8 protein-coding genes are annotated in these 12,191 nt (G+C 71.6%); 6 read left to right on the top strand and 2 right to left on the bottom strand.

All coding sequences use genetic code 11. The features are described 5' to 3' along the window. Positions 1-25 precede the first annotated feature (25 nt). The gene (locus ACWEVS_RS19660; RefSeq protein WP_354909728.1) at positions 26-2,023 is read left to right on the top strand and encodes a VanW family protein; all 1,998 of its coding nucleotides are present in this window, start codon (positions 26-28) and stop codon (positions 2,021-2,023) included. A 6-nt stretch (positions 2,024-2,029) separates the two neighbouring features. Here the strand turns inward: ACWEVS_RS19660 and ACWEVS_RS19655 are convergent, their stop codons facing one another. Beyond that, positions 2,030-3,094 carry a PQQ-dependent sugar dehydrogenase gene (locus tag ACWEVS_RS19655; protein WP_452552663.1) on the bottom strand — a complete coding sequence of 355 codons (1,065 nt, stop codon included), beginning with the start codon at positions 3,092-3,094 and terminating at the stop codon, positions 2,030-2,032. Between the two features lie 38 nt (positions 3,095-3,132). Between ACWEVS_RS19655 and ACWEVS_RS19650 the strand changes: the two genes are divergently transcribed. The 5 genes from ACWEVS_RS19650 to ilvC all read left to right on the top strand — a co-directional run bounded on the left by ACWEVS_RS19650 (position 3,133) and on the right by ilvC (position 10,419). After that, positions 3,133-4,041 (top strand): 2-hydroxyacid dehydrogenase, encoded by a 909-nt coding sequence (locus ACWEVS_RS19650; RefSeq protein WP_452552662.1) that lies wholly within the window; start codon positions 3,133-3,135, stop codon positions 4,039-4,041. Between the two features lie 257 nt (positions 4,042-4,298). After that, positions 4,299-6,941 carry a putative bifunctional diguanylate cyclase/phosphodiesterase gene (locus tag ACWEVS_RS19645; RefSeq protein ID WP_452552688.1) on the top strand — a complete coding sequence of 881 codons (2,643 nt, stop codon included), beginning with the start codon at positions 4,299-4,301 and terminating at the stop codon, positions 6,939-6,941. Positions 6,942-7,149: 208 nt separating this feature from the next. Beyond that, entirely contained in the window at positions 7,150-8,886 is a 1,737-nt protein-coding gene (locus tag ACWEVS_RS19640) for an acetolactate synthase large subunit (RefSeq protein ID WP_449928784.1), read from the top strand. After that, positions 8,883-9,407: an acetolactate synthase small subunit gene (gene ilvN, locus ACWEVS_RS19635; RefSeq protein WP_354909714.1), complete on the top strand. Its 525-nt coding sequence runs from the start codon at positions 8,883-8,885 to the stop codon at positions 9,405-9,407. Before ACWEVS_RS19640 ends, ilvN begins: the two co-directional genes overlap by 4 nt. Before the next feature lie 22 nt (positions 9,408-9,429). Next, positions 9,430-10,419, top strand: coding sequence for a ketol-acid reductoisomerase (gene ilvC, locus ACWEVS_RS19630; protein WP_354910059.1), 990 nt, complete (start codon positions 9,430-9,432; stop codon positions 10,417-10,419). Positions 10,420-10,468: 49 nt separating this feature from the next. On the opposite strand, the gene ACWEVS_RS19625 is transcribed toward ilvC, so the two are convergent. Continuing rightward, positions 10,469-12,031, bottom strand: coding sequence for an MFS transporter (locus tag ACWEVS_RS19625; RefSeq protein WP_452552660.1), 1,563 nt, complete (start codon positions 12,029-12,031; stop codon positions 10,469-10,471). Positions 12,032-12,191: the final 160 nt, after the last annotated feature.

Raw genomic sequence — 12,191 nt, 5'->3', positions numbered from 1 at the left:
CAGCGGATTGGGAGGAGCTTGAGGCGTGGCGAACGCCCGACCGATGGACCCACCGACCGACCCGTTCGCCTCGGTGCCCACGCCCCCGCCGGGCGGCGGCAGGAAGCCGCGCGTCGGCGGGCTGCCGCCGGGAGTCTCGCCCGACATCTACGGCCCCACCGGCGGCCAGGCTCCGCCCTCCGCCGGATCAGGCGCGCTGCCTCCCGTCGCCCCGCCGCCACAGCCGTGGCCGATGGCCGACGGGCAGCACCACGAGCCCCCGCCCCCGCCGCCGCCCGTCTTCGGCCTGCAGGAGCGCCAGCCCTCCGCCGAGCCGCCGCCACCTCCTCCGCCGCCCAGGCGCCGCCGCGTGCTGCCCGCGATCGCCATCGCGGTGGTGGTGCTGCTGGCCCTGGCGTACGTTGTCCCTGCGGTGATCATGTCGGGGTCGGTCCTGCGCGGCACCGAGGTCGGCGGCGTCGACATCGGCGGGCTGACCGTGACCGAGGCCGCCGACAAGCTCCGTGACGAGCTGGCGCCCACGATCGAGCGGCCGCTCCAGGTCGAGGTGAACGGCCGCAAGGAGACCGTCCAGCCCGACGAGGCGGGCGTCGAGCTCGACGTCGTCGGCACGATCGAGCAGGCGCCGAGCGGCTTCCCCAGCCCGGTCGAGGTGTGGCGGGCGCTGACCGGCACCACGGCGATCGAGCCGAAGGTCACCGTCGAGTCGGCCCAGCTCTCCAGGACGGTCGAGGCGCTGGCCGCCAAGGTCGACCAGAAGGCGCGGGAGGGCAAGGTCGCCTTCAAGGGGCTCGAGCCCGTCACCGTCGCCCCCCGCGAAGGCCGCGTCCTCGACCAGGCCGCCGCCGCCAAGCTGATCAGCGCGGCCTTCCTCGGCCCGCGCAAGAGCGTGACGCTGCCCGTCGAGACCGACAAGCCCACGACCACGCCCGCCGCGGTCAAGGCCGCCGCGGCCACCGCGACCCGCGCCGTCTCCGGGCCGATCACCCTGACCAGGGACGGCAAGCAGGCGCAGATCCCCGCCGCCGTCATCGCCGCCAACCTCACCTTCGTCGCCGACGGGGAGGGCGGGCTCGAACCCCGCTTCGACGCGCGCGAGGCGATCGCCGGCATCGAGAGCCAGCTCGTCGACGCCGCGCAGGCCCCCCGCGACGCCACCTACGACGTGGTCGGCGGCAAGCTCAAGCTCGTCAAGGCCCGCAAGGGCAAGGGCGTCGACGACAAGAAGCTGGCCACGGACGTGGCCGAGGCGCTGAAGACGGGCGGCAGCCGTACGATCCCGGTCGAACTGGCGGTCGTCTCCCCGCGCCTGACCGACAGCGAACTGCGCGCCATGGGCATCAAGGAGAAGGTCGGCTCCTTCACCACCCAGCATCCCTGCTGCGCCGCCCGGGTCACCAACATCCAACTGATGGCCAGGACCCTCAACGGCTACATCGTCAAGCCCGGCGAGACCTTCTCCATCAACGGCATCGTCGGCGAGCGGACCGCGGCCAAGGGCTACGTGCCGGCCGGGCAGATCGTCGCCGGCAAGATGGAGGACGGCGTCGGCGGCGGCGTCTCGCAGTTCGCCACCACGATGTACAACGCCGCCTACTTCGGCGGGTTCCAGGACGTCGAGCACCTGGCCCACATGTACTGGATCTCCCGCTACCCCGCCGGGCGCGAGGCGACGGTCTTCTGGCCCAGCGTGGACCTGAAGTGGAAGAACGACTCCGAGTACGGCGTGCTGGTGAAGACCTCCTACACCGGCACCTCGATCACCGTGGACCTGTGGAGCACCAAGCGGTACGACAAGGTCGAGTCGATCTCCTCGCCGAAGCGCGCCTTCGTCGCCGCCACGGCCAAGGAGGACGACAGCCCCGGCTGCACGCCGCAGGATCCGCACGACGGGTTCACCGTCGACGTCACCCGGGTGATCACCAAGAACGGGGCCGAGGTCAAGCGGGAGACGAAGACCACCGTCTACCGCATGGGCCCGAAGGTCACCTGCGTGAAGCCCGCCTCGGACGACACGGAGTGACGCCGCTCAGCTCAGCGGCACCGACAGGATCCGGTCGTCGCCGTCGCGCGGGTCGCCCCTGCTGTCGTGGTTGCTCGTGCCCACCCACAGGGTGCCGTCCGGCGCCGTGGTGACCGCCCGCAGCCTGCCGTAGGTGTCGTCGAAGTGGGCCACGGGCGTGCCCGCCGAGCCGTCCTGGCCCAGCGGCACCTGCCACAGCCGCCTGCCCTGGAGCGCGCCCACCCACAGCGAGCCCTTCGCGTAGGCCATGCCCGAGGGGGACGCCTCCGAGGTGCTCCAGGTGACGATGGGGTTGATGAAGGCCGGATCGGAGCCGACGCCCTCCACCTCGGGCCAGCCGTAGTTGCCGCCGGCCTTGATCAGGTTCACCTCGTCGTAGGACTGGGCGCCGAACTCCGAGGCGTACAGGCGGCCGGCCGGGTCCCACGCCAGGCCCTGCACGTTGCGGTGACCGTAGCTGTAGACCAGGGTGCCGAACGGGTTGCCGGGGGCGGGCGCGCCGTCCTCGGTCATGCGCAGGATCTTGCCGCCGAGCGAGTCGCGGTCCTGCGACAGCCGCCGGTCGCCGGTCTCGCCCGTGGTGGCGTACAGGAAGCCGTCGGGGCCGAAGGCGAGCCTGCCGCCGTCGTGGATGCCGCCCTTCGGGATGCCGTCGACGATCACCTTGGCGTCGGTGAGCCGGTCGCCGGTGAGGCGATAGCGGACGATCCTGTTGTCCTCGGCCGCGGTGAAGTAGAGGAAGACCCGCTCGCCCTTCACCGCCACGCCCATGAGCCCGCCCTCGCCGTCGGGCTCCACCCCCTCGACCCGGCCCAGCGAGGTGACCCCGCCCGCCGCCGTCACGCGCAGCAGCCTGGCGCGGTCTCGCTCGGTGACCAGCGAGTCGCCGCCCTCCAGGAACGCGATCGCCCACGGCACCCGCAGGTTCCGCGCGATCGTGCGGGGTTCGCCGGGCGTGGTCGACGGCGTGGCCGTGCCGGCCGGGCGCGCGCCGCCGCCGACCTCGGCCGGCGCCGCCGCGCATCCCGCGGCGAGTGCCATGACGATCATGATCTGGAAGATGGACCTCATGTGCCCCATACTCGTGCCTTCCCCATAAAGTTCCGCGTATGAAGATCTGGGTGCCGTCCGAAGAAGCCGCAGGAGTGCTGGCCGATCTGCCCGATGTCGAATGCGTCGTCCACGACGGCCGCGGGCCCGTCCCCGACGGGGCCGACGAGGTCGAGGTGTGGATCCCGCCGCTGATCCCCGTGCCGGACACCCCCGGGCTCATGGCGAGCATGAAGCGGCTGCGGCTGGTGCAGACCGTGACGGCGGGCGTGGACCCTTACCAGCCGTACCTGCCCCCGGGCGTCACGCTGTGCAACGCCCGCGGTGTGCACGACGCCGGCACGGCCGAGTGGGCGGTCGGGGCGATGATCGCGGCGCTGCGCGACTTCCCGGCCTTCGCCGACGCCCAGCGCAGGGGCGAGTGGACCTACCACCACACCGGGGTGCTGGCCGACGCCCGCGTGCTGATCGTCGGCTACGGATCCATCGGCGCGGCGCTCGAGCGCAGGCTCGCCGGGTTCGAGGTCGAGATCGTCAGGGTGGCCAGGACGGCCCGCGAGGGCATCCACGCCATGGAGGATCTGGACGCCCTCCTTCCCGAGGCCGACGTCGTGGTGCTGCTCGTCCCCGCGACGCCCGTCACCGCGGGCATGGTCGACGCCGGCTTCCTGGCCCGCATGAAGGACGGGGCGCTGCTCGTCAACGCCGCCAGGGGCACGGTCGTCGACACCGGCGCGCTGGTCGCCGAGCTCGTCTCCGGACGGCTGAGGGCCGCGCTCGACGTGACCGACCCCGAGCCGCTGCCCGAGGGGCACCCGCTCTGGAACGCGCCAGGGGTGTTCATCACACCGCACGTGGCGGGCAGCACGCCCGCCTCCACGCGCCGCGCGCTGCGGCTGATCCGTTCCCAGCTGCTGCGATACCTGGCGGGCGAGCCGTTGAAGAACGTCATCACGGAGTCGTACTGACAAAGGGAATCCCGAACGTGTCTGCGTCGTGACCTTCGGTGCGTACGGTGGTCGTCATCGATGATTCCACGACAGCCATCCATGACCCGTTGTCAAGGCGATCTTCGGAGCAAAGTGGTCCTCATGGTTATCAGATCGGTGACGACTCCCCGGTTGTCGCCCCCCGCGCGCCCGCGAGAGCACACACTGGCGATGTGCGACTGCCGGACTCCGGCAGTCACGTGAGCTGACTTGACACGGGATGGGCAACGACATTGATCCGCTGGCGTGATCCACGGGCGCCGCTGGCCGCCGCAGCCGCGACAGGCGTGGCGGGGCTGGCCGCCGCCCTCGTCGCGGGCGCGCCGGCCCTGGCGACCGCCGCGGTCGCGGGAGGGCTGGCCGCGCTGCTGGCCGCCGTCTCGCTGCTGGTCGCCTCGGTGAAGATGGCGCCCCAGCACCGCACCACGGCGCGCTGGCTGGGCTCGGCGGCCGTGGTCTGGCTGCTGGGCGTGGTGCTGCGCCCCGTCGCGGGCTCCAGCCTGGCGGTCAACTTCTCCGATCTGCTCATGCTCGTCGCCACCGTGCTGCTCGCGGGTGGGTGCGTGCTGTCCGCCGGCAGGCAGATGCGGCCCCAGGTCGTGCTGAGACAGCTGACCGACGCCTACCTGTGCGCGGCCGCGCTCTTCCTGATCAGCTGGGCGGTCGCGCTCCGACCGCTCTACGTCGACGTCGGCGACTCGTCGACGTTCATGATCACGCTGTTGCCCGCGCTGATCGGCCTGCTGCTGACCTGCGCGGTGGGGCCCGTGGTCATCACCGCGAGGTCCCCGCTCTGGCCGCTCGGCCTCGCCGGCCTGGCCGTACTGGCCGCCGCGACCATCGGCGAGCTGGCGGCAGCCGTCGCCAGGCTCGGCGGCGTCGAGCCGCCCCGGTGGAGCCTCCTGCTCGCCCCCGTCGCCTTCCTGCTGCTGGCCGCGCTGCCGTGGAGCGGCAGGAGGTCGCGGATCGTCGAGGCGGGCGACGAGGCCGCGAAGGCGCCGACCGGCCAGGTCACCGCCACGCTGCTGGCCGCCGTGCCGCTGTGCCTGGTCGTGATCGCCGCGATCGCCATGCTGCTCAACCTCAAGGGCCCGCCCGTGACCGGCGTCGCCGTCATCGCCGTCTCCGCGGTGGTGATCCTGGTGGTGCGCGTCTTCGTGCTCATCGGCGCCACCGCCCGCATGCGCCATCTCGTCGCGCTCGGCGAGCGCCAGCTCCGCGAGCTGGCCGAGAGCACCGGCGACGTGGTCCTGCTGTGCGACTACGAAGGCGTCGTGCGCGAGATGGGCGCGGGCGTCGAGGCCATCTACGGCTACCAGGCCGACGACCTGGTGGGCGGCTCGATCTTCGACTACATCCACCCCGAGGACGTGCCCGGCATCCAGCTGGCCCTGCGCCAGATGGACCTCGACGACGACCAGGCGGCACCGGGCGCCTGCCTGATCGCCTGCCGGGTGCGCGCCGCCGACGGCACCTGGCGGCCCACCGAGTCCGTGGCCACCCGCCACGTGCGCGGCCAGGACCTGCTGCTGATCACCACCCGCGACATCAGCGACGAGGAGGCACTGCGCAACCAGGTCGCGCACCTGACCTTCCACGACGGCGTCACCGGGCTGCCCAACCGCTCCTACTTCGAGGAGCGCACCCGCGAGGTGCTCGAGGGCAGGCAGGCGGGCCGCACCGCGGTGATCTTCCTCGACCTCGACGGGTTCACCTCGGTCAACGACTCGGTCGGGCACGCCAGCGGCGACTACCTCCTGGGGCAGGCGGCGCGCCGCCTGCGCGGTGCCGTACGGCCCGACGACACGCTGGCGCGCTGGGGCGGCGACGAGTTCGCCGTGCTGGTCGAGACGGGGCCCGAGGCCGCGCAGGTCGCCGTCGATGTGGCCGAGCGGCTGGTACGGGCGGTCTCGCAGGAGCCGTTCAGGGTGGCCGACCGCGACGTGGCGCTGACCGCCAGTGTGGGCGTGGCCTTCGCCGAGGACGGCCTGCCGGCGGGCGACCTGATCCGTAACGCCGACGTGGCGATGGCCAGGGCCAAGGAGCTCGGCGGGCGCAGGGTCGAGGTGTTCGCCGCGCACATGCACGCCGACGTGGTGCGCAGGCTCGAGCTGGCCGCCGACCTGCACCGGGCGCTGGTCGAAGAGCAGTTCGCCATCGAGTACCAGCCCGTCGTCGACCTGGCCACCTCCAGGGTCACCGCCGTCGAGGCGCTGGTGCGGTGGTGGCGCGGGTCGGTGTTCGTGCCGCCGGAGCAGTTCCTCGGCCCCGCCGAGGACACCGGGCTGATCGTGCCGCTGAGCGAGTGGATCCTGCGCGAGGCCTGCCGCGAGGTGGCCGCCTGGCGCGCCTCCTCGTGGGACATCGGCCTGTCGCTCAACCTGTCGGCCCGGCAGATCACCGCGCCACGTTTCGTCGAGACCATCTCCGAGGCGCTGGAGGAGAGCGGCCTGCCCGCCTCCGCGCTCACCCTCGAGGTGATCGAGGAGATGCTGGTCGAGGACGCCGAGGAGACCATCAGCAGGCTGTCGGAGCTGCGCGCCCTCGGCGTACGGCTGGCCATCGACGACTTCGGCACCGGCTACGCCTCGCTGGCCTTCCTGCGCCAGCTCCCGGTCGACATGATCAAGATAGACCCGTCGTTCGTCTCCGGCCTCGGCCGCGACGAGACGCTGACGCTGCTCACCCGCACCATCGTCCGGCTCGGCCACGACCTCGGGCTGATCGTCGTGGCCGAGGGCATCGAGCGGCCCGAGCAGCTGGAGCTGCTCAGGGAGATGGGTTGCACCCGAGGTCAGGGCTACCTCGTGGCCCGGCCCATGGCGGCGCGCGGGGTCGACTCGCTCATGCGTACCAATCTCACAAGTCTCGGATCGTGAGACGCGCGTTCCACCAAATTGACACAGCAGCCCTAGGAGCGGCTATCGTGTGTTCCATGCTTCGCAGTGAGATTCTCGTAGTACTTCGCCGGCGCGCAGGCCGTTAGCGAAGCACGTCGACCTGCGCGCCGCCCCAGCCCCGCACCCCCCGTGCGGGCCGGGGCATTTTTTATGTTCTCAATGCTCAACGCCACGCAAGGAACGAGCGATGACCGAACGGATGACAGGTGCACAAGCCCTCGTGAGGGCGCTGGAGCACGTCGGAGTCGACACCGTGTTCGGGATCCCTGGCGGCGCCATCCTTCCCGCCTACGATCCCCTCTACGACTCGACCAAGGTCCGTCACGTGCTTGTACGGCACGAGCAGGGCGCGGGTCACGCCGCCGAAGGCTACGCCCAGGCGACGGGCAGGGTCGGGGTGTGCATGGCGACCAGCGGTCCTGGCGCGACGAACCTGGTGACGCCCATCGCCGATGCCTACATGGACTCGGTGCCCATCGTGGCGATCACCGGCCAGGTCGCCAGCAGCATGATCGGCACGGACGCCTTCCAGGAGGCGGACATCTCCGGCATCACCATGCCGATCACCAAGCACAGCTTCCTGGTCACCGACGCGGCCGACATCGCCCGCACGGTCATGGAGGCGTTCCACATCGCCTCCACCGGACGCCCCGGGCCGGTCCTGGTCGACATCTCGAAGGACGCGCTGCAGGCCGAGACCACCTTCGTCTGGCCGCCGGTCATGCAGCTGCCCGGCTACCGCCCGGTGACCAGGCCGCACTCCAAGCAGATCCGTGAGGCGGCCAAGCTCATCGCCGAGTCCAAGCGGCCCGTCCTCTACGTCGGCGGCGGCGTCCACAAGGCGGGCGCCTCGGCCGAGCTGCTGCGGCTGGCCGAGCTGACCGGCATCCCCGTCGTCACCACGCTGATGGCGCGCGGCACCTTCCCCGACAGCCACCCGCAGCACATGGGCATGCCCGGCATGCACGGCAGCGTGTCGGCGGTCGGCGCGCTGCAGCAGTCCGACCTCATCATCGGCCTGGGCGTGCGCTTCGACGACCGGGTCACCGGACAGCTGTCCACCTTCGCGCCCCACGCCAAGGTCGTCCACGCCGACATCGACCCCGCGGAGATCTCCAAGAACCGCCACGCGGACGTGCCGATCGTCGGCGACTGCCGCGAGGTCATCACCGAGATGATCGCGGCCGTCGAGGCGGAGAACCGCAAGGGCGACTACACCGACTGGTGGAAGACGCTCAACGGCTACAAGACGACCTACCCGCTCGGCTACGAGGAGTTCGCAGACGGCTCGCTCGCGCCGCAGTACGTCATGGAACGGCTGAGCGCGCTCGCCGACTCCGACACCTACTTCGTCGCGGGCGTCGGCCAGCACCAGATGTGGGCCGCGCAGTTCATCGACTACGAGCAGCCCGGCCGGTTCATCAACTCGGGCGGTCTGGGCACCATGGGCTTCGCCGTCCCGGCGGCCATGGGCGCCAAGATGGGCCGCCCGGAGGCGACGGTCTGGGCGGTCGACGGCGACGGCTGCTTCCAGATGACCAACCAGGAGCTGGCCACCTGCGCGATCGAGGGCGTGCCCATCAAGATCGCGGTCATCAACAACGGCAACCTCGGCATGGTCAGGCAGTGGCAGACGCTGTTCTACGACCAGCGCTACTCCAACACCGACCTGCAGACGAAACTCCGGATCCCCGACTTCGTCAAGCTGGCCGAGGCCTATGGTTGTGTGGGCCTGCGGTGCGAGCGGCCGGAGGACGTCGACACCGTCATCAAGGAGGCCATGGAGATCAACGACCGTCCGGTTATCGTCGACTTCGTGGTCCACCAGGACGCCATGGTGTGGCCGATGGTCGCGGCGGGCACCAGCAACGACGACATCAAGATCGCCCGGGACATGGCGCCGACGTGGGAGAACGAGGAATGAGCAGGCACACGCTGTCGGTGCTGGTGGAGAACAAGCCGGGCGTCCTGGCCCGGGTGTCCTCCCTGTTCAGCAGGCGCGGCTTCAACATCGACTCGCTGGCGGTCGGGCCGACCGAGCACTCCGACATCTCGCGCATGACCATCGTGGTCAGCGTCGAGGAGCTCCCGCTGGAGCAGGTCACCAAGCAGCTCAACAAGCTGGTGAACATCCTCAAGATCGTCGAGCTCGACAGTTCCCAGTCGGTCCAGCGCGAACTCATGCTGATCAAGGTCAAGGCCGACGCCGAGACCAGGTCGCACGTTCTCGAGCTGGTCCAGCTGTTCAGGGCCCGCTGCGTCGACGTCGCGTCCGACGCGGTGACCATCGAGGTCACCGGCACCCCGGACAAGCTCGAGGCCTTCATCAAGGTGCTGGAGCCGTTCGGCATCAAGGAGCTTGTCCAGTCGGGCATGGTGGCCATCGGCCGCGGCGCCCGTTCCATCACCGACCGGTCCCTCAGGGCACTGGACCGTACCGCCTGAAAGGTTTATGTAAGTGACCGAGATCTTCTACGACGACCAGGCCGACCTGTCGATCATCCAGGGCCGGGTCGTGGCCGTCATCGGGTACGGCAGCCAGGGCCACGCCCACGCCCTCTCCCTGCGTGACTCCGGCGTCGACGTCCGCGTGGGCCTGCCCGAGACCTCCAAGAGCAGGGACCTGGCCGCGGCCGAGGGCCTGCGCGTGGTCACCCCCGCCGAGGCGGCCGCCGAGGCCGACCTCATCATGATCCTCGCGCCGGACCACCTCCAGCGCGGCATCTACGAGAACGACATCAAGCCGAACCTCCAGGAGGGCGACGCGCTCTTCTTCGGCCACGGCCTCAACATCCGCTACGGCCTCATCGAGGCGCCCGAGGGCGTCGACGTCGCCATGGTCGCCCCCAAGGGCCCCGGCCACCTCGTGCGCCGCCAGTACCAGGCGGGCCGCGGCGTGCCGTGCCTCGTCGCGGTGGAGAAGGACGCCTCCGGCAAGACCCTCGACCTGGCGCTGTCCTACGCCAAGGGCATCGGCGGCACCCGTGCGGGCGCACTGAAGACGACCTTCACCGAGGAGACCGAGACCGACCTGTTCGGCGAGCAGGCCGTCCTCTGCGGTGGCGTGTCCGAGCTGATCAAGGCGGGCTTCGAGACGCTGATCGAGGCCGGGTACCAGCCCGAGGTCGCCTACTTCGAGTGCCTCCACGAGATGAAGCTGATCGTCGACCTCATGTACGAGGGCGGCGTCTCCAAGATGTACTGGTCGGTGTCCGACACCGCCGAGTACGGCGGCTACACCCGCGGCCCGCGCGTGGTCACCGAGGAGACCAAGAAGGAGATGAAGCGCATCCTGGCCGAGATCCAGGACGGCACCTTCGCCCGGCAGCTGGTCGAGGAGTTCGACGGCGGCCAGAAGGAGTTCACGCGCTTCCGCGACGAGCTGGCCGAGCACCCGATCGAGAAGACGGGCGCCAAGCTGCGTCCGATGATGAGCTGGCTCAAGTCCGAGGGCTGACCCGCTCCCGGGCGTCCCTGACCGGGACGCCCGGGCTGCGTCGCCCCCCTCACGGGAAAGCGGCACCGACGAGGGCCGCGTCGCCGCCCGCCCGGTCGCCGGTACCTGCCCGGTCGGCTGTACCGGTCCTGTCGCCGGTACGGCAGGCCCGCCCACGCGCCTCCGCGGTCACCGGCCGGCCTCCGTCCAGGGGACGCTCCTCGAGCGCGCGGGGCCGCTCGCCGTCACGGACCGCGCCCCCTCCTTCCACCAGCCGCCAGGTCAGCACGGCCGCGCCCAGCGCGAACACCACCAGCAGGGCCAGCCCCGCGCGCGCCGCGCCCGTCCAGTCGCCGGCGTCGAGCACGCCGAAGAACACCAGGCCGGTCGCCGTCACCCCGAGCACGCCGCCCACCTCCTGGACGGTTCCCAGCACACCGGCCGCCGCGCCCGCGTGCGCCTGCCGTACCGACGCCAGGACCGCCGACAGCAGCGGCGACATCACCAGGCCCATCCCCGCGCCCGCCAGGAAGAGCCCGGGGAGCAGCGCGCCCGCCGGTCCGCCGAGCGCGTGGACGTTCCACAGCAGTCCCGCGGCGAGGGTGAGTGCGCCCGCCACGGGCAACCGCCTGCCCTGCCGCGCGCCCATGCCGCGCCTGGAGCACAGCGACGCGGCGAAGAATCCCGCGTTGACCGCCGTGAACAGCGCGCCCGACGCCATCGGGGTCAGGCCCCTGCCGTCCTGCAGGTAGAGGGCGAGCAGGAACGACAGGCCGGAGGAGCCGCCGAACAGGAGCGCCACGGCGCCCAGCCCCGGCACGAACCCGCGCTCGCGGAAGACGCTCAGGTCGAGCAGGGGGTTCGCGAGCCGCTTCTGCCTGGCGACGAACGCCGCCATGAGGGGGAGCGAGGCGGCGAGGCAGGCCCATGACCAGGCCGGCCAGCCGGCTTCCTGGCCGTGGGCGAGCGGGAAGACGACGGCCACCAGGCCCGCGGCCACCAGTGCCGCCCCCAGCAGATCGAGCCTGCGCCGCTCCGGCCGGCGGTGGTCCGCGGGCGCGGCGGGTGGGCCGGGCAGGAGACGGCGGGCGCGGGCCAGGGCGAGCAGGCCGATCGGGACGTTGACCAGGAAGCAGCCGCGCCACCCGAGCCCCGCCACGTCCGCCGCGATCAGCGCGCCGCCGACGACCTGGCCGCCGACGCCCGCGAGGCCGACGGCGGTGCCGTACCAGCCGAACGCCTTCGCCCCGTCGGCGCCCTGGTAGAGCGTCCTCATCAGGGTCAGCACCTGCGGCGCCATCAGCGCCGCCGCGCCGCCCTGCGCGATCCGCGACGCCACCAGGAAGGCCGGGTCGGGGGCCGCGCCGCAGGCCGCAGAGGCCAGCGTGAACAGGGCGAGGCCGGCGAGGAAGACCCGGCGGGGGCCGTGGAGGTCGCCGAGCCGTCCCGCGATGATCACGCCGGCCGCGTACGCCAGGCCGTAGCCCGCGATCACCAGCTGGGTCGCGGACTCGCCGGCGCCGAGGTCGGCGCGGATGGCGGGCAGCGCGACGTTGGCGATGAAGAAGTCGAGGGTCGTGACGAACGCGGCCACGAGCAGGACGGGCAGCGCCCTCCACCTGGTGCCGCTCATGGCCGGACCGCGACCTGGTCGAGGCCGTCGACGGCGGGCGGGCTGGGGACGTGCGGGCGGCAGGTGCCGCATGCCTTCCTGGGGCGGTTCATGGGGATCAGCGTGGAGAGGGCGGGTTATGGAAGCCTTACGGTGATCCCGTAGCCGCCCCGAAATCGTC

Source organism: Nonomuraea sp. NPDC003754, from assembly GCF_053605785.1.
The sequence above is the reverse complement of the archived record's forward strand: the minus strand, read 5'-3'. Positions and strand labels throughout refer to the sequence as shown.

Bases quoted from the DNA above. Each gene is read 5' to 3' on its own strand.
- ACWEVS_RS19655 (WP_452552663.1), bottom strand. From the start codon at position 3,094: ATGAGGTCCATCTTCCAGATCATGATCGTCATGGCACTCGCCGCGGGA.
- ACWEVS_RS19650 (WP_452552662.1), top strand. From the start codon at position 3,133: ATGAAGATCTGGGTGCCGTCCGAAGAAGCCGCAGGAGTGCTGGCCGAT.
- ACWEVS_RS19640 (WP_449928784.1), top strand. From the start codon at position 7,150: ATGACCGAACGGATGACAGGTGCACAAGCCCTCGTGAGGGCGCTGGAG.
- ilvN (WP_354909714.1), top strand. From the start codon at position 8,883: ATGAGCAGGCACACGCTGTCGGTGCTGGTGGAGAACAAGCCGGGCGTC.
- ACWEVS_RS19625 (WP_452552660.1), bottom strand. From the start codon at position 12,031: ATGAGCGGCACCAGGTGGAGGGCGCTGCCCGTCCTGCTCGTGGCCGCG.